Origin of the sequence: Arthrobacter sp. NQ4 (assembly GCF_029077345.1) — a bacterium.
Taxonomy (GTDB): Bacteria; Actinomycetota; Actinomycetes; order Actinomycetales; family Micrococcaceae; genus Arthrobacter.
The window spans coordinates 463,017-477,706 of the sequence record NZ_JARETC010000001.1; the positions used below are offsets into that span (position 1 = coordinate 463,017).

The following is a 14,690-nucleotide window of genomic DNA, read 5'->3' on the forward strand; positions in this document are numbered from 1 at the left end:
TGACGTAAATGCGTCACTTATGGACCGGACCTTCAGCTGTGCCCCTGCGTTTGCAGGGGCACTCGCCGGTTAACAGCCCATAAATCACGTAAAAAGGTCGCCGAGCCGGCTGTTCGTCGGCCTCCGCCACACCCGCAGCACCGCCTGAACCTCCGCGACCATGGCCTCGGGCCGGTGGACAACGTCCTCATAGTAGTAGCGCAACACCAGGTAGCCCCCAACTATGCTCCGGTTGTTGCGCCGCTGGTCCCGCTTGATGGACTTCGGCTCGAAATGCGTTGAGCCATCCGTCTCCACCACCAGGCACTCCTCGACCAGGAAATCCACCTCTCCAACTCCGGCAATGTAGACATGCCGCCGAACCCGTAGTCCGGCCCGCGCGAAATGGACATTTGCGAGTACCTCCAGCACGGAGTCCGCGCGGGGAATCACCAGGTCCAGCACCGCCCTGGCGCGCCCGTTGCGGCGTCCCTGGCAGCGCGCGTAGAGGAAATCGCGCGAGATGTCACCGGCGCCCACAGCCGACTGCAACATCACCAGCGCCTCCAGCTCCGGCAGGCAGTGCACGGCATGAACAAGCACATCGGCGAGCCCCAGCACGGGCAGCCAGGGATGCCGCGGATGCTTGGGCCGGCCGTGGTCGACGACTCCGGACGTATGGGTGGGGTGGCTCCGGCTTAAGTGCAGGCCTGTTGGGCCGTTGAGAGTCCACAGCCGGTAGATGGGGGCGGCGGACAAACACGTGAGCCGCCCGCCGGCTGCCAGAGCCCCTGCCACCCGTCCATCGCCGGGCAGCGCATAGACACCGCGCCGGGTTCTGACCACAACGCCCAGCGCCACAGCCTGTCCCACCGGGGTCCGCGTGAAGCCCGCCCTTTGCAGTTCAAGAGAGCGGGCTGCTCCCCCGCGCCTGGCCAGGTAGTCGCAGATGTCCATCCCTCATCGTGTCCGTGCGCAGCCCGCGACGAACCAGAGGATTCTGTCCATGTGGATAACGCCCCCAGAGTCGCTGACGCAATTGCGTGATTTCTGGGCTGCGCAGGCGGCGGGTCCCGCGTACTGAAGGGGTGCGGGCTGCGTGGCCAGCTATAAATCACGCAATTGAGCGAGGACGCATCCACAGCCGGCGGAGCTCCCCAAAAACTCTTTGACACAAACAGTTACAGAGGACTTGCGTCTTATGACAAACCTGTCATAAGCTATTCACGGATCCGCTAAACGCCTCCGGCGGGTCTGATGCGAACGGAGAGATAGCCCCGGTTCACAGCAGCTTCGGTTGTTGAGGACCGGGGCTATCCCGTTAAGCCCGGCTGCCACGGCCGGATCGGCACCACGAAGAAGCCCGGCACCTCCGCAGCTGGATCAACCAGAGGTCCCGGGCTCCTAACGAACAGTAATCAGCTGGCGCGGTCCACCACAGCCAGCGCGAAGTTGGACAGCGACTCCTTAACCACGCCCTCCGGCAGCGGAGCGAGGGCATCAATGGCTTCCTTGGCCCACTGCCGTGCCACCACCCAGGACTCCGCGGTGACAGGGTGCTCGCGCAGTCCGGCCACGGCGGCAGCCAGCGCCTCGTCGGAGGACAGGTCGCCGTCAATCAGCTTCAGGAGGTCGACGGCGGACTGGTCGCCATCAACGGCAGCCTTGCGCAGGAGCAGCACCGGAAGGGTGGGTACCCCTTCGCGCAGGTCAGTTCCCGGGGACTTGCCGGATTTGACCTTCACCCCGGTGACATCGATGACGTCATCGGCGAGCTGGAAGGCCACGCCCACCTTCTCGCCATACTCCACCAGGACGTCCTCGTACGCCTCGTCGGCGCCGGAGAAGATGGCACCGAACTGGCCGGAGGCGGCCACCAGGGAGCCGGTCTTGTCGGCGATGACGGACAAGTAGTGCGCCACCGGGTCCTCGTCCGGCCGCGGACCGACGGTCTCGTGCAGCTGGCCCAGGCACAGCCGCTCAAAGGTGCGCGCCTGGATGCCGAGTGCGCGGCCGCCGAGCTCGGACACCAGGATCGAGGCACGGGCGAAGATCAGGTCCCCGGTCAGGACGGCAACAGAGTTGCCCCACACCTCGTGAGCCGTGGGAGCGCCGCGGCGGAAGGGCGCGGAGTCCATGACGTCGTCGTGGTACAGGGTTGCCAGGTGCGTCAGTTCCACCACGACGGCGGCCTGCACCACGGCGGGCAGGGACGCGTCACCGAGGTGGGCACACAGCAGCGTCAGCAGCGGACGGATCCGCTTGCCGCCGGCCTCCACCAGGTGGCGCGACGTTGCGTCAGCCAGGGGATCCGAGTTGGCGATGGCTTCGCGGAGCTTCTTCTCCACCTTGGCCAGGTTGTTGGTGATGGCCGGGCCCAGCTCGGCATCCCCCGCGATGGCCGCAAAGCCTGCAGGCAGCTGGAGGCCCGTGGCGATGGCGGTGGTGTTGAGGCTGGGTTCGGAGTCCGGCAGGCCGTGCCCGGCGTGCGTCCAGCTATGGTCTGCGGAGTTGGTCACGGGTTAACCCTAACTTTTTGTTGCGGATACCGCTGGTTCGGAGCTGACGGGGTATTGGATGTGGCCGGCACCAGTGATTCCAGGACGCGGATCACCCGGTCCTCGAAGCCCTTCGCGGACGGGTCTGTGAGGTTGGCAAGGAACCGGACCACGAACCGCATCAGCACCGGGATGGGCATGCCCGTGCGCAGTGCAAGCTTCATGACGGCAGGCTTCCCGATCAGCGCGGCGAAGGCCCGCCCAAGCGTGAAGTGCGAGCCCCACTGGTTCCGCACATAGTCCGCGTACCGCGCAAGGTGCGCATCGGCGTCGTACGTTCCGCCTGAAGCAGCCGTGCGTGAGGAGGCGTCGATGATGAACTCGGCGGCGAAGCGCGCGGACTCCATGGCGTAGGAGATGCCCTCGCCGTTGAAGGGCGAGACCATGCCGCCGGCGTCGCCCAGCAGGAGCAGGCCGGGCGAGTAGTGCGGGGTGCGGTTGAAGCCCATTGGCAGGGCTGCGCCGCGAATTTCGCCCACCTGGTTCTCCGGCGTGAAACCCCAGTCGGCGGGCATCCCGGCGGTCCATTCGCGGAGGACCTGCTTGTAATCGAGCTTGCCGAATTCCTTGGAGGAGTTCAGGATGCCCAGGCCAACATTGGAGGTGCCGTCGCCCACTCCGAACACCCAGCCGTAGCCGGGCAGCAGCTTGCCGTCGCGGCCGGGGAGTTCCAGCCAGCCTTCCATCCAGTCGTCGTCGGTGCGCGGGGAGCTGAAGTAGGTGCGGACGGCGACGCCGAGCGGGCGGTCGTCACGCTTTTGGATCCCAAGGGACACGGCGGTGCGGGTGGAGTTGCCGTCGGCAGCAAGGACGACGTCGGCGCTGAAGTCACGCGTCTCCCCCGTCTTGCGTCCGGACCCGTCCAGGAGCGCTGCGCGGACACCGGTGACCCGGCCGGCGTCGTCCCGGAGGGCCTCCGTGACGCTGTGCCGCTCAAGGATCGTGGCCCCGGCCGCCTCCGCGTGCCGCGCCAGTTCCTCGTCGAAGCCCAGGCGCGTGCGGATCAGCCCGTACTGCGGAAAGTCGGACACCTCGGGCCAAGGCAGCTCGATGGTGCGGCCGCCGGCGATCAGGCGGAGGCCCTTGTTCCGGCGCCAGCCATCGTTCTCCGGGTGCGGCAGGCCGAGCTTCTGGATCTCGCGGACGGCACGCGGTGTCAGCCCGTCACCGCAGACCTTCTCGCGCGGGAACTGCGTCTTTTCCAGGACTGTGACGTCGAGGCCGGCCTTGGCCAGGTAGTACGCGGCGGTGGATCCGGCCGGACCGGCGCCGACAATCAGTACCTTCACAGGTCAGCGGACAGTGTTGCGGCGCAGCTTGGCCACCGGGCCCTTGTGCGCAGCGATGGCGGCAGCAGCGCCGTCGGGCGAGGAATCGGCAGGCTTGAACGCGCGGTGCACGGCCACGATGCCGCCGGTGAGGTTGCGGTAGGTGACCTTCTCCCAGCCGCTCTCCTGCAGCCATGCGGCCAAGTGGTCCTGGTCCGGCCAGGCGCGGATGGATTCGGCGAGGTAGACGTATGCGTCCGGGTTGGACGCGACTTTGACGGCGATGGCCGGCAGGGCGCGCATCAGGTATTCGGTGTACATGGTGCGCCACAACGGAACCACCGGCTGCGAGAACTCTGCGATGACCAGGCGGCCGCCGGGCTTGGTGACGCGCAGCATCTCGGCCAGCGCCTTCTTGGGTTCGTTCACGTTCCGCAGCCCGAAGGAGATGGTGGTGGCGTCAAACGTGTTGTCGGCGAACGGCAGGTTGGTGGCGTCACCGGCAATGAAGTCGATGTCAGGGCGGCGGCGCTTGCCCACCTTGAGCATGCCCAGGGAGAAATCGCAGGCCACCACGTCTATGCCGGCGTCGGCATACGGTTCGCTGGAGGTACCGGTTCCGGCCGCGAGGTCCAGGACCCGCTGGCCCTTGGAGACTTCCATGGCATCCACCACGATCTTCCGCCAGCGGCGGGTCTGCCCCATGGAGAGGACATCGTTGACGACGTCGTATTTAGGTGCGACGTCGTCAAACATCGTGGCTACTTCGTCCGGACGCTTATCCAAGGATGCTCGGTTCACCATGACATTGTCTCAAATGTTCCTGACGGTGCTGACCAGTACGGATTCGACGTGGCCAGGGGCGGAAAGTTACTGCGAAGTACTGTGAATTACTGTCGGGGGTACTGTTGATCCATCATGACGAGCACGTTCCGCACCCTGACGGTCCCCCTGGATGGCAAAGCATTCCCCGGGGGACTGCCTTCGTTTCTGGTCCGTGACGATGTCCTCTGCTGGACCCGCCGCGAAGCCGGGCTGGCCGGTTTCGGCGAGATCGCACGCTTCACCGCCACGGGGCCGGACCGGTTCCTTGAGGCGGACATCTGGTGGCGGCACCTGGTCCTGGAAGCCGAGGTGGCGGATTCCGTGGAGTTGCCCGGCACCGGTCCCGTGGCTTTTGGTTCCTTTGCTTTCTCCAAGACGTCAGCCCACGAGTCACGGCTGATCGTGCCGGAGATCGTGGTGGGCGTGCGGGACAACCAGGCATGGCTCACCCAGCTGACGTTCGACGGCGGCCCGCTCACCGAAGAGACGGCCCTCGCCGCGCTGGACCGCTGGCTGGACGGCGGTTCCGACGCTGCCTCCGCCACGGAAGGCACGACGCCGGCAGCGGACCCAGCCGGGGACGCGCCGGTTGGTGACGTGCCCGGCCAGGCGCGCGGCGCCGTCGTCCGCCCCCTCCCGCTGGCTGCCGGCGCAACGCTGCACACCGGCTCGCTCAGCGAGGAAGCCTGGATGGAGGCCGTGGCCGCCGGTGTTGCCGAAATCCGCACGGGCGCCCTGGAAAAGCTGGTGCTGGCCCGGGACGTCGTGGCAACTATTCCTTCCGGCGTACATGCCGCAGACGTGCTCCGCGAGCTTGCCGCCAGGTACCGGGAATGCTGGACCTATGGCGTGGACGGCCTGGTCGGGGCCACGCCCGAGATGCTGATCCAGGTGGAGGGCCGGACCGCCCAGGCCCGCGTGCTGGCCGGCACCCTGGACCGCCGCGATGCGCACGGCGAGGACGGCCCGCCGATGGACTACGCCACTCGCGTCCTGGCCGGCTCGGAGAAGCAACGGCATGAGCATGAGATCGCCATCCAGTCGCTGACCAAGCAGCTGGCGCCGTTCTCCGAGGCGATGAATGCCCATGACGAACCCTTCATCCTGGAGCTGCCCAACGTTTGGCACCTGGCCTCCGACGTCAAGGCCGAGCTCACCGAGGTGGAAGGCCACGTGCCCACCTGCCTGGCCCTGATCAACGCGCTGCACCCCACCGCCGCGGTCTGCGGGACGCCCACACTGGTGGCCGGTGAACTGATCCGCAAGCTGGAGCACCTGGACCGTGGGCCGTACGCCGGTCCGGTGGGCTGGCTGGACGCGGCCGGCAACGGAGAGTGGGGCATTGCCCTGCGCGGCGCGGTCATCGAGTCCCCCGAAACCGTGCGGCTGTATGCCGGCTGCGGCATTGTTGACGGCTCCCAGCCGGAGGCCGAACTCGCCGAGACCTGGGCCAAATTCCGGCCGATGCTGGAGTCCCTGGGCATCAACAGCTGAAGTTCTTTTGCGCCCTCCTGGGTAAGGAGTCTGGGATGACAGACGACTGCTGCTCTGAAAGGCTTGATTTTGTCGCCGCTACAGTTATCCAATAGTGAAACTTAGTTGCGTGTGACGTACCTCTCTTGTTGAGCGTTACACTATAAGCCGCGTTAGTACCTCATAGCCCCTGCAACAAAAGGTAAGAAATGCAGACTCCCCGTACCCTCCTGGGCACTTCCAAGCTGACCGCCGCCACTATGATCGCCATCAGCGCCCTGGCCCTCTCAGCATGCACCAACGCCTCGGAAACGGGTCCCTCCAGCGCGGCCACCTCGTCGGGCAGCGCCAGCGCCAGCTTTGATCCCACCACCGTCAAGAAGGACGACGCCCTGGCCGCCATGGTCCCGGACGCCATCAAGTCCAAGGGCACCATCACGGTCGGCTCCGACACCAGCTACGCCCCCGCCGAATTCCTCGGTACGGACGGCCAGACACCCGTCGGCTACGACGTGGACATCGCCAAGGCCATCGGCGCCACCCTGGGACTCAAGGTCCAGGTCCAGACCGCAGAGTTCACCGGCATCCTCCCGGCCCTCGGCCCCAAGTACGATCTGGGCATCTCCTCGTTCACCATCAACCCGGAGCGTTTGGGCGCAGTGAACATGGTCAGCTACTTCAACGCAGGCACCGCCTGGGCCGTGAAGAAGGGCAACCCCAACAAGTTCTCCCTGGACGACGTGTGCGGCAAGTCCATCGGAGTGCAGACCGGCACCGTACAGGAAGATCCGGACCTGGCCGACCGCAACAAGAAGTGTGTTGCTGACGGCAAGAAGCCCATCGACATCGTCACCCTGAAGAACCAGACGGATGTCACCACCCGCCTGGTGAACGGCAGCATCGACGCCATGGCTGCCGACTCCCCCATCATCGGCTACGCCCTGACCCAGACCAACGGCCAGCTGGAGAAGCTGGGCGACGTCTACGACTCCGCTCCGCAGGGCATCGCCGTGGCCAAGGCTGACACCGCCTGGGCAGAGGTCATCCAGAAGACTGTCACCAAGCTGATGGAAGACGGTTCCTACAAAAAGATCCTGGACGGCTGGGGCAACTCTGAAGGCGCCATCACCAAGTCCGAAGTCAACCCGGCGGTCAAGTCTTGAGTTTTCGCGTTACCGACGACAAGTCAGGTGTGCACATGGACGGCCAGCATAAGGACGACGCACCGGTACTGAACAAAGCCGTGCCGGTGCGCCACCCGGGCCGATGGATCAGCGCGTTCATCATCCTGGCGCTGGTCGTTCTGTTCCTGCAGAGCCTGTTTACCAACCCCAACTTCCGCTGGGATGTGGTGGGCACCTACATCCTGGACGTCAAGGTGGTCCAGGGCGTGGGCTGGACGCTTCTGCTGACGGTCACCTCCATGGTCCTGGCCATCGTCCTGGCCATCCTGCTGGCGTTCATGCGCCAGTCTGACAACCCTGTGTTCCGCTGGTCCAGCTGGGTGTGGGTGTGGTTCTTCCGTGGAACACCCGTCTACACCCAGCTGGTGCTGTGGGGCCTGATTTCGGTTCTGTACCCCAAGATCAGCGCGGGCGTGCCGTTCGGACCCGAGCTCTTCAGCCTGGACACCGCGGCAGTCATCAACGCCACCGTGGCAGCCATCCTCGGCCTCGGCCTGAACGAATCGGCCTACCTCGCGGAAATTTTCCGCGCGGGCCTGAAGTCCGTTGACCGCGGGCAGATGGAGGCGGCCGAGGCATTGGGCATGGGCAAGACGAAGATCATGTGGCGGATCATCCTGCCGCAGGCCATGCGCGTCATTGTTCCGCCCACGGGCAACGAAACCATCGGCATGCTGAAGACCACCTCGCTGGTCCTGGCCGTGCCGTTCACCTTGGACCTCACCTTCGCCACCAACGCCCTGGCCAACCGGACCTACCTCCCGGTTCCGTTGCTGATCGTGGCCGCCATTTGGTACCTGGTGATCACCAGCATCCTGATGGTGGGACAGCACTACATTGAGGCGTACTACGGCAAGGGCGTCGACAATCTCGCGCCGGCGGGCAAGCCAGTGGCCAAGTCGGCCCGCGTGGCCCTGAGCCAGGACGGCGGACGGTCAATAGAAACGGACTTCCCCGAGGAGAGTGCACGATGACCGTCACAGCAGAGAAGCCGCTGGTCAAGATCGAGGGCCTCCACAAGTACTACGGGCACCACCATGTACTCCGGGGCATCGACATGACCGTCAACCAGGGCGAAGTGTCGGTGGTGATCGGGCCGTCAGGTTCCGGCAAGTCCACCATGCTGCGCTGCGTGAACCTTCTGGAGAGCATCAGCGCCGGCCGGATCTCCGTGGGTGGCCAGCTGATCGGCTACCGCGAGGTCAACGGCAAGCTCCACGACCTCAAGACCAAGGAAATCGCCGCCCAGCGCCGCGAAATCGGCATGGTGTTCCAGCGGTTTAACCTGTTCCCCCACAAGACCGCGCTGCAGAACGTCATGGAAGCGCCGGTGCACGTGAAGGGCCAGTCCAAGGCTGCCGCCCAGAAGCGTGCGCTGGAACTGCTGGACCGCGTAGGGCTGGCGGACCGTTCCGGCCACTACCCCTCCCAGCTCTCCGGTGGCCAGCAGCAGCGCGTAGCCATCGCCCGGGCCCTGGCCATGGACCCGGAACTCATGCTGTTCGACGAGCCCACGTCCGCCCTGGACCCGGAGCTGGTGGGCGATGTCCTGAACGTGATGAAGGACCTGGCCAAGTCCGGCATGACCATGATCGTGGTGACCCACGAGATCGGCTTCGCCCGCGAAGTGGGTGACACGCTGACCTTCATGGACGGCGGTGTGGTGGTGGAGTCGGGCGATCCCCGCGAGATCATCGCCAACCCGCAGCATGCGCGCACCAAGGAGTTCCTAGGCCGCGTGCTCTGACACGGTTCCTCACTTTCGACACGCAAATGCCCTGTCGCCGCCGGTATTCCGGCAGCGGCAGGGCATTTCCGCGTCGTCGCGTATCTTGCGCGTCGGCAGTTACTGCCCGGAGAGCACTGCCTCCACGGCGGCAGAAACTGCTTCCTTGATCCGGGCGTGGAGCTCCCGCAGCGCCCGGCGGTCCGTGCGGACCTCCACGATGCTGCGCCCGTGCACAGGCCGGCCCAGCGCCTCGGCGAGTCCCGCCGTCGTACTGACCCGGGAATGTCCGACGCCGTACGCTGCGGCGAGTGCCGCGATGTCCACCGAGTGCGGGGTGCCGAAGAGGCGTTCGACGGCGTCTCCGTAGCGGCCGCCTTCCTCCACTCCCCCGTGCTCGAGCAGGCTGAAGATGGCGCCGCCGGAATCATTCAGGACCACGATCCGCAGGTCCGGCTGTTCTTCGCCAGCGCCGAGGAGGAGGCCGCCGGCGTCATGCAGGAAGGTCACGTCGCCCAGCAGGACGGTGGTCTGCTGCCGGCCGCCGAGGGCGATGCCGGTGGCGGTGGAGATGGTGCCGTCGATGCCGGCCAGGCCCCGGTTGGCGTACACGATGGCGGCTGGATCCGCGGCGGGAAGGCCGGCGAGGTCAACGTCGCGGATGCCGTTGGAGGAACCGAGCAGCAGCTGGCCGCGTGAGTGCTTCCAGACCAGCGCCGCCACGGACGGTCCGTTGGCGGCGGCCTCCGCGGACACCACCCGGTCCAGCGCGTGCTGCGCGGCCGATCCGGCCAGCAACCATGTGTCCAGCCAGGTGGAACTGCCGCGGCCGGCGAATTCGGCCAGGTCCGCCAGGTTTTCCAGCGGCAGCTCGGTGCGGCGCCCGGGCTCGTACCAGGCGACCGGAACCGGCTGGTACAGGGCCGATTCGACGTCGGCACTGGCCAGCAGCGCGGCCACCGGACGGGACAGCGTGGGCCGGCCGAACAGCACCACGCGTTCGATCGGTTGCGCGGAACCGGCCCGGAAGTGCTCCAGCAGCAGCCGGTACGGGCCCACGGCGTTTGGACCGAAGCGGGAGTTGGAGGATGGCTCAGCGAGCAGCGGCAGGTTGTGGGCGCGGGCAAATGCTTCGGCAACCGGACCGGCGTCGTGCCCGGCGAGCACCACTGTGCGCCGCTCGGGCAGGGTGTCCGGCGCCGCCGGCAGGTTCATGACCAGGGGCTCGGATCCCACCCGGTAGCGCTGCCGCTCCACGGCGTCGGGCAGCCGGTCCCCGGGGGCCGGAACCAGCGGGTCGCGGAACGCGAGGTTGAGCTGGACCGGGCCCGGCGCAAGGTCCGGGAATGCGCCGGTGGCTGCGGAGAGTCCGGTCTGGACGGCCCGCTCGGGGTTGCTGCCGGCGGGAACATCGGCGGCGAACCGGACGTGCTCGCCAAAGAGGTCCGGCTGCACCGTGGTCTGGTTGGCCCCCGTTCCGCGCAGCTCATCGGGCCGGTCTGCTGACAGGACGATCAGCGGGACGGCGGCATGGTTGGCTTCCATCACCGCGGGCATGAGGTTTCCGACGGCGGTTCCGGACGTGGTCAGGACGGCTGCGGGCGAGCCGCTGGACAGGGCCAGGCCTAGCGCGGTGAATCCTGCGGAACGCTCATCGATGCGGACCAGCAGGTCCACCCGGCCCGCGGCGGAGGCCTCGGCGAGGGCGTATGCCATGGGCGCCGACCGCGAACCCGGCGATACCACCACGTGCCGCACGCCGCCGTCGAGCAGGACGTCGACGGCGATCCTCGCCGCAGCGAGCGCACTCAGCTCAGCGTCGGGGGCGTCAGGGCTGCTCAGCCCGGGGGTGTCCGGGGTTGGTTCGTTCAACGAAGTCACCAACCCAGTTTGCCACCCTCCAACGCCCCATCACCTCCAGCCCCAATCCACCACACGCCCCATCACCTCCAGCCCCAATCCACCACACGCCCCATCACCTCCTGCCCCCATCCACCACACGCCCCATCACCTCCTGCCCCAATCCACCACACGCCCCATCACCTCCTGCCTTGATAGGCCCGAAAGGTGATGGGGCGTTCCCGAAAGGGGGCTAAAGGTGATGGGCGTTCCCAAAAAGGGGGCTAAAGGTGATTGGGCGTCGGGAGAGAGCGGAAGCTCACACGAGTTAGGTAAACTTCACCCAAGCAAGAGATCCCAGCATCCGAAGGACGACCATGAAGCGCAAGGCCACCGCCCTCGACGTCGCCAAGCTGGCGGGCGTTTCGCGCAGTGCCGTGTCGCTGGTGCTGAACGGCCGCGGCGACGGAAACGTGGCCCTGGAAAGCCAGCAGCGGATCCGGGAAGCGGCCGCAGCGCTCAACTACTCCCCCAACAAGATCGCCCTGAGCCTGCGCAACCAGCAGTCGCGGGTCATTGGCATCGTGTCCGACCAGGTGGTCACCAGCCCGTTCGACGGCAACATCATTGCCGGCGCGGATGCGGTGGCCCGGGAACACGGCTTCGTGACCGTGGTGATGGACACCGAGCTGGACGAGTCCCGCGACGAGAGCGCCGTGGAAACCCTGCTGGACCGCCAGGTGGACGGCCTCATGTATGTGACCGTGGGCCTGCGGCCACTGCACGTGCCCGCAAACATGGCCCGCGTCCCGTCGATCCTTGCCAACTGCTTCGATGACCGGCCGGAGGCAGGGCTTCCGGCCGTGATTCCTGACGAAGTGCGCGGCGGCCGGGAAGCCGCGGAGCACGTAATGTCGCTGGGCCACCGGGACATCGCGTTCCTCGCCGGTGACTCCCTGACGCCCGCGGCGCCCCGCCGGATCGAGGGCTACCGTGCGGCCTTCAGCGGCGCGGGGATGCCTGTCAACGAGGACCGCGTCATCCAGGTGGGCTGGGACATCGACGCCGGCTTCCACGGCGCCATGAAACTCCTCGAAGGCGTGGAACCGGCCGCCCGGCCCACGGCCATCCTGTGCGCCAACGACCGCCTGGCCATCGGTGTGGTGCTGGCCTGCTACCGGCTGGGCCTCGGCGTCCCGCAGGACGTGTCCGTCATGGGGTACGACGACGAGTTCCGCATCGCGAAGGCCATGGTCCCGGCGCTGAGCACCATGGCCCTGCCGCTCCGGGAGATGGGAGCCGCCGCCATGGCGTCGCTGCTCGCCGAGGTGGGGTCGGCACCGGAGGGAACGTCCGACGACGACGGCCCGGCTGCCGCCGCCGTCTCCGGCACCGCGGGGGAAACGATGGTTCCCTGCCGGTTGGTGGTCAGGGAATCCACCGGCCCGGTCCCGGCCGGACGCTGACCACGCCGCGGCCGGGACCCGCCGGGCCGGTTTGGAGGGGGCTACGCGGGCCTGGCCAGGCTCCAGACGTCCGCCGTTGCCCCTGCGGGAAGGCTCAGTTGCCACTCCTCCCCCACAGCCGGGTAAGCACGCAGCGTGGTTGCCACCGACCCGGAACGGTACACCTCAACCAGGGAGGCATCCACGAACATTCGCAGCTCCTCCCCCGCGTCGACGCTGCCGCTGAAGACCACCTGCCGGCTTCCGTTCCCCACCAGGAGCAGCTCCACAGCACCGCCCATTCCTGCGGTGACCACAGCCTCGGCGAAGGCAGGCAACCGCACCGTCCCGGATGCCTGGCCGGCGAGCAGCTCTCCGCGATAGGCATCAATTTCCGGGGCTGGGCGCACTGCCAGGGCGCCGTCCACAATCGACAGCTCGCGCGGGAAGGTCAGGACTCCGGCCCACCCGGCGGCGTCGATCTCTTCCTGGCTGCGGCTGCGGCGCCCGTCCCGCCCCGGGCCTTCGTTGGCCCATCCCCACAGCAGGGCCCGGTTTTCCAGGGACACCACCTGCGGAGCGTAGAAGTCGCGGCCCAGGTCGGACTTTCCGCCGGTCCGCGGCGTGAAGACGGGCAGCCCGGTGGCGGGGTCCTCGGCCAGCGATCCGATCAGGTGGCCCACCCCGTTGGCGTGTTCGTGTGAGTCGCCGGCGAGCCAGAGGGAGAACATCATCAGCCAGGTGCCCCCGCCCGGGGCATCGTTGTCTGGCACCTGCACCAGCTGCGGGCACTCCCAGATCTCGGCCGGCGTGAACGTAGCGGCAACCCGGTTCTCCGAGGTCAGCCAGATGCCCTGGTACTTCCAGTCGGCCAGGTCGTCCACGGTGTAGAGCAGCAGGGCGGCGTGCCCATTGGCCAGTCCGGCGCCCTGCATGGCGTACCGCTTGCCGTTGAAGCGGAAAATGAACGGGTCCCGCACGGCGGTGACCTCTCCGTCGGCGGGCATGGTGGCGGCCACGTGGCCTGCCTGCTCCCAGTGGATAAGGTCCTCCGAGCCGCGGGCGATGACCACCTGTGAGTGCCCCCCGTCGCCGCGGACGCCGGAGTACGCAGCGGTGGGAACACCGTCGTCGTCCGTGACCACCCCGGTCCAGCAGCCGTACTCGTCGGGGCCGCCGTCCTGCGGGCGAAGCGCCACGGGGTGCTCCTCCCAGCGGACCAGGTCCGCCGAGCTCACATGTCCCCAGGCGATCCGGTGGTGCCGGGCCGAGTCCGGGTTGTACTGGAAGAAGACGTGGTACCGCCCATTGATGAAGCTGATGCCGTTGGGGTCGTTGATCCAGCCCTGCGCCGGGCGCGGGTGGAAGCGGGGGAAGGCGGGGTCGGGGTGGGCGGCGGCAACGTCGTCGAAGGTGACGGTGCCAGGGTGGACGGCGGCGAGGTCCGGGGAGGTCATGGAACGGCCTTTCGGGCTGGAGGGAGGGAGTTTTACTTGCCGGTTCCGGCCGTGAGGCCGTCCTGCAGGGCGCGTTGGCCGAAGATGAAGACCACCAGCGCGGGGATCATGGACAGGACTACGCCCGCCAGGACCACCGAGATGCTGCCGGTGCCCAGGTTTCCCTGGAGCGACACGAGACCCAAGGGAAGCGTGAAGTTCTGTTCGGAAATGGTGAGGATGAGCGGGCGGAAGAACTCGTTCCAGTGGAAGTTGAACGCGAGTATTCCCACGATCGCCATGCCGGGCATCGCCAGGGGCGCATACACGGAACGGAATGTCCGCCACGGGCTGGCGCCGTCGATCGAGGCGGCTTCGGCGAGTTCGGCCGGCAGCCCCATGAAGTACTGGCGCATCAGGAACGTGCCGAATGCCGTCGGGATGGCGGGGAGGATCAGGGCGAGCAGGGTGTCGGACAGGCCCATGCCGCGGATCAGCATGAAGACGGGGACGATCGTCACCTGCACGGGTACCATCATCGTGGCCAGCACGATCGAGAACAGCGCCCCGCGTCCGCGGAATTTCAGGTGCGCGAACGCGTAGCCGGCCAAGGCGGCGGAGACCATCTGGCCCACCGCGATTATTCCGGTGACCAGGGCGCTGTTGAGGACCAGCAGGAAGATATTCAGCTGCTTGAATACCTCCCCGTACGAGGTGAAGTCCGGGTTCCAGGGTATGAACGACGGCGGCAGCTTGAACGATTCCGACGGCGACCGCAGCGACGTGGACAGCGTCCAGAGCACCGGACCGAGCGTGAGGGCGGCCGCGAGCAGCAGCAGGAGGGTCCGGACGGCGAAGCTCCAGTTGAACTTCTTCCGGTTGGGCGTGGTGACGGGGAGGCCTTGGGAGAGCCGGGGTGAATGTCCGGCCAGGCCGTGGTCAGTTGTGGTTGTCATG

At 67.1% G+C, this 14,690-nt stretch carries 12 protein-coding genes; 5 read left to right on the top strand and 7 right to left on the bottom strand.

Going from position 1 to position 14,690, the window contains the following annotated elements:
* Positions 1-84: 84 nt before the first annotated feature.
* The 4 genes from PUN51_RS02185 to PUN51_RS02200 form a co-directional block, all read right to left on the bottom strand.
* The gene (locus PUN51_RS02185; RefSeq protein ID WP_275179713.1) at positions 85-936 is read right to left on the bottom strand and encodes a DUF559 domain-containing protein; all 852 of its coding nucleotides are present in this window, start codon (positions 934-936) and stop codon (positions 85-87) included.
* 461 nt (positions 937-1,397) lie between these two features.
* Positions 1,398-2,498, bottom strand: a complete 1,101-nt coding sequence (locus PUN51_RS02190; protein WP_159631146.1) for a polyprenyl synthetase family protein — start codon at positions 2,496-2,498, stop codon at positions 1,398-1,400.
* Positions 2,495-3,826 (bottom strand): geranylgeranyl reductase family protein, encoded by a 1,332-nt coding sequence (locus tag PUN51_RS02195; RefSeq protein WP_275179714.1) that lies wholly within the window; start codon positions 3,824-3,826, stop codon positions 2,495-2,497. The genes PUN51_RS02190 and PUN51_RS02195 overlap by 4 nt, the downstream gene beginning before the upstream one ends.
* 3 nt (positions 3,827-3,829) lie before the next feature.
* Positions 3,830-4,606 carry a demethylmenaquinone methyltransferase gene (locus PUN51_RS02200; protein ID WP_275179967.1) on the bottom strand — a complete coding sequence of 259 codons (777 nt, stop codon included), beginning with the start codon at positions 4,604-4,606 and terminating at the stop codon, positions 3,830-3,832.
* Positions 4,607-4,723: 117 nt separating this feature from the next.
* Here PUN51_RS02200 and PUN51_RS02205 point away from each other — a divergent pair, with 117 nt between their 5' ends.
* The 4 genes from PUN51_RS02205 (at position 4,724) to PUN51_RS02220 (ending at position 9,034) form a co-directional block, all read left to right on the top strand.
* The gene (locus PUN51_RS02205; RefSeq protein ID WP_275179715.1) at positions 4,724-6,124 is read left to right on the top strand and encodes an isochorismate synthase; all 1,401 of its coding nucleotides are present in this window, start codon (positions 4,724-4,726) and stop codon (positions 6,122-6,124) included.
* 188 nt (positions 6,125-6,312) lie between these two features.
* Positions 6,313-7,266, top strand: coding sequence for an ABC transporter substrate-binding protein (locus PUN51_RS02210; protein WP_159631138.1), 954 nt, complete (start codon positions 6,313-6,315; stop codon positions 7,264-7,266).
* Between the two features lie 35 nt (positions 7,267-7,301).
* The gene (locus PUN51_RS02215; RefSeq protein ID WP_275179716.1) at positions 7,302-8,261 is read left to right on the top strand and encodes an amino acid ABC transporter permease; all 960 of its coding nucleotides are present in this window, start codon (positions 7,302-7,304) and stop codon (positions 8,259-8,261) included.
* The gene (locus PUN51_RS02220) at positions 8,258-9,034 is read left to right on the top strand and encodes an amino acid ABC transporter ATP-binding protein (protein ID WP_141182203.1); all 777 of its coding nucleotides are present in this window, start codon (positions 8,258-8,260) and stop codon (positions 9,032-9,034) included. The genes PUN51_RS02215 and PUN51_RS02220 overlap by 4 nt, the downstream gene beginning before the upstream one ends.
* Before the next feature lie 99 nt (positions 9,035-9,133).
* On the opposite strand, the gene menD is transcribed toward PUN51_RS02220, so the two are convergent.
* A complete protein-coding gene (gene menD / locus PUN51_RS02225; RefSeq protein ID WP_374114909.1) occupies positions 9,134-10,894 on the bottom strand; it encodes a 2-succinyl-5-enolpyruvyl-6-hydroxy-3-cyclohexene-1-carboxylic-acid synthase in 1,761 nt (586 codons plus the stop codon).
* Positions 10,895-11,229: 335 nt separating this feature from the next.
* On the opposite strand from menD, the gene PUN51_RS02230 reads away from it, so the two are divergent.
* Entirely contained in the window at positions 11,230-12,318 is a 1,089-nt protein-coding gene (locus PUN51_RS02230; RefSeq protein ID WP_275179717.1) for a LacI family DNA-binding transcriptional regulator, read from the top strand.
* A gap of 41 nt (positions 12,319-12,359) precedes the next feature.
* Here PUN51_RS02230 and PUN51_RS02235 read toward each other — a convergent pair whose 3' ends face one another.
* Complete coding sequence (locus PUN51_RS02235; protein WP_275179718.1) at positions 12,360-13,754, bottom strand: glycoside hydrolase family 32 protein; 1,395 nt, start codon at positions 13,752-13,754, stop codon at positions 12,360-12,362.
* 32 nt (positions 13,755-13,786) lie between these two features.
* A complete protein-coding gene (locus tag PUN51_RS02240) occupies positions 13,787-14,689 on the bottom strand; it encodes a carbohydrate ABC transporter permease (protein ID WP_159631128.1) in 903 nt (300 codons plus the stop codon).
* Position 14,690 lies beyond the last annotated feature (1 nt).

Coding starts and splice junctions, on each gene's coding strand:
- PUN51_RS02220 (WP_141182203.1), top strand. CDS start 8,258: ATGACCGTCACAGCAGAGAAGCCGCTGGTCAAGATCGAGGGCCTCCAC.
- PUN51_RS02235 (WP_275179718.1), bottom strand. CDS start 13,754: ATGACCTCCCCGGACCTCGCCGCCGTCCACCCTGGCACCGTCACCTTC.
- PUN51_RS02230 (WP_275179717.1), top strand. CDS start 11,230: ATGAAGCGCAAGGCCACCGCCCTCGACGTCGCCAAGCTGGCGGGCGTT.
- PUN51_RS02205 (WP_275179715.1), top strand. CDS start 4,724: ATGACGAGCACGTTCCGCACCCTGACGGTCCCCCTGGATGGCAAAGCA.
- PUN51_RS02240 (WP_159631128.1), bottom strand. CDS start 14,689: ATGACAACCACAACTGACCACGGCCTGGCCGGACATTCACCCCGGCTC.
- PUN51_RS02215 (WP_275179716.1), top strand. CDS start 7,302: ATGGACGGCCAGCATAAGGACGACGCACCGGTACTGAACAAAGCCGTG.
- PUN51_RS02185 (WP_275179713.1), bottom strand. CDS start 936: ATGGACATCTGCGACTACCTGGCCAGGCGCGGGGGAGCAGCCCGCTCT.
- PUN51_RS02210 (WP_159631138.1), top strand. CDS start 6,313: ATGCAGACTCCCCGTACCCTCCTGGGCACTTCCAAGCTGACCGCCGCC.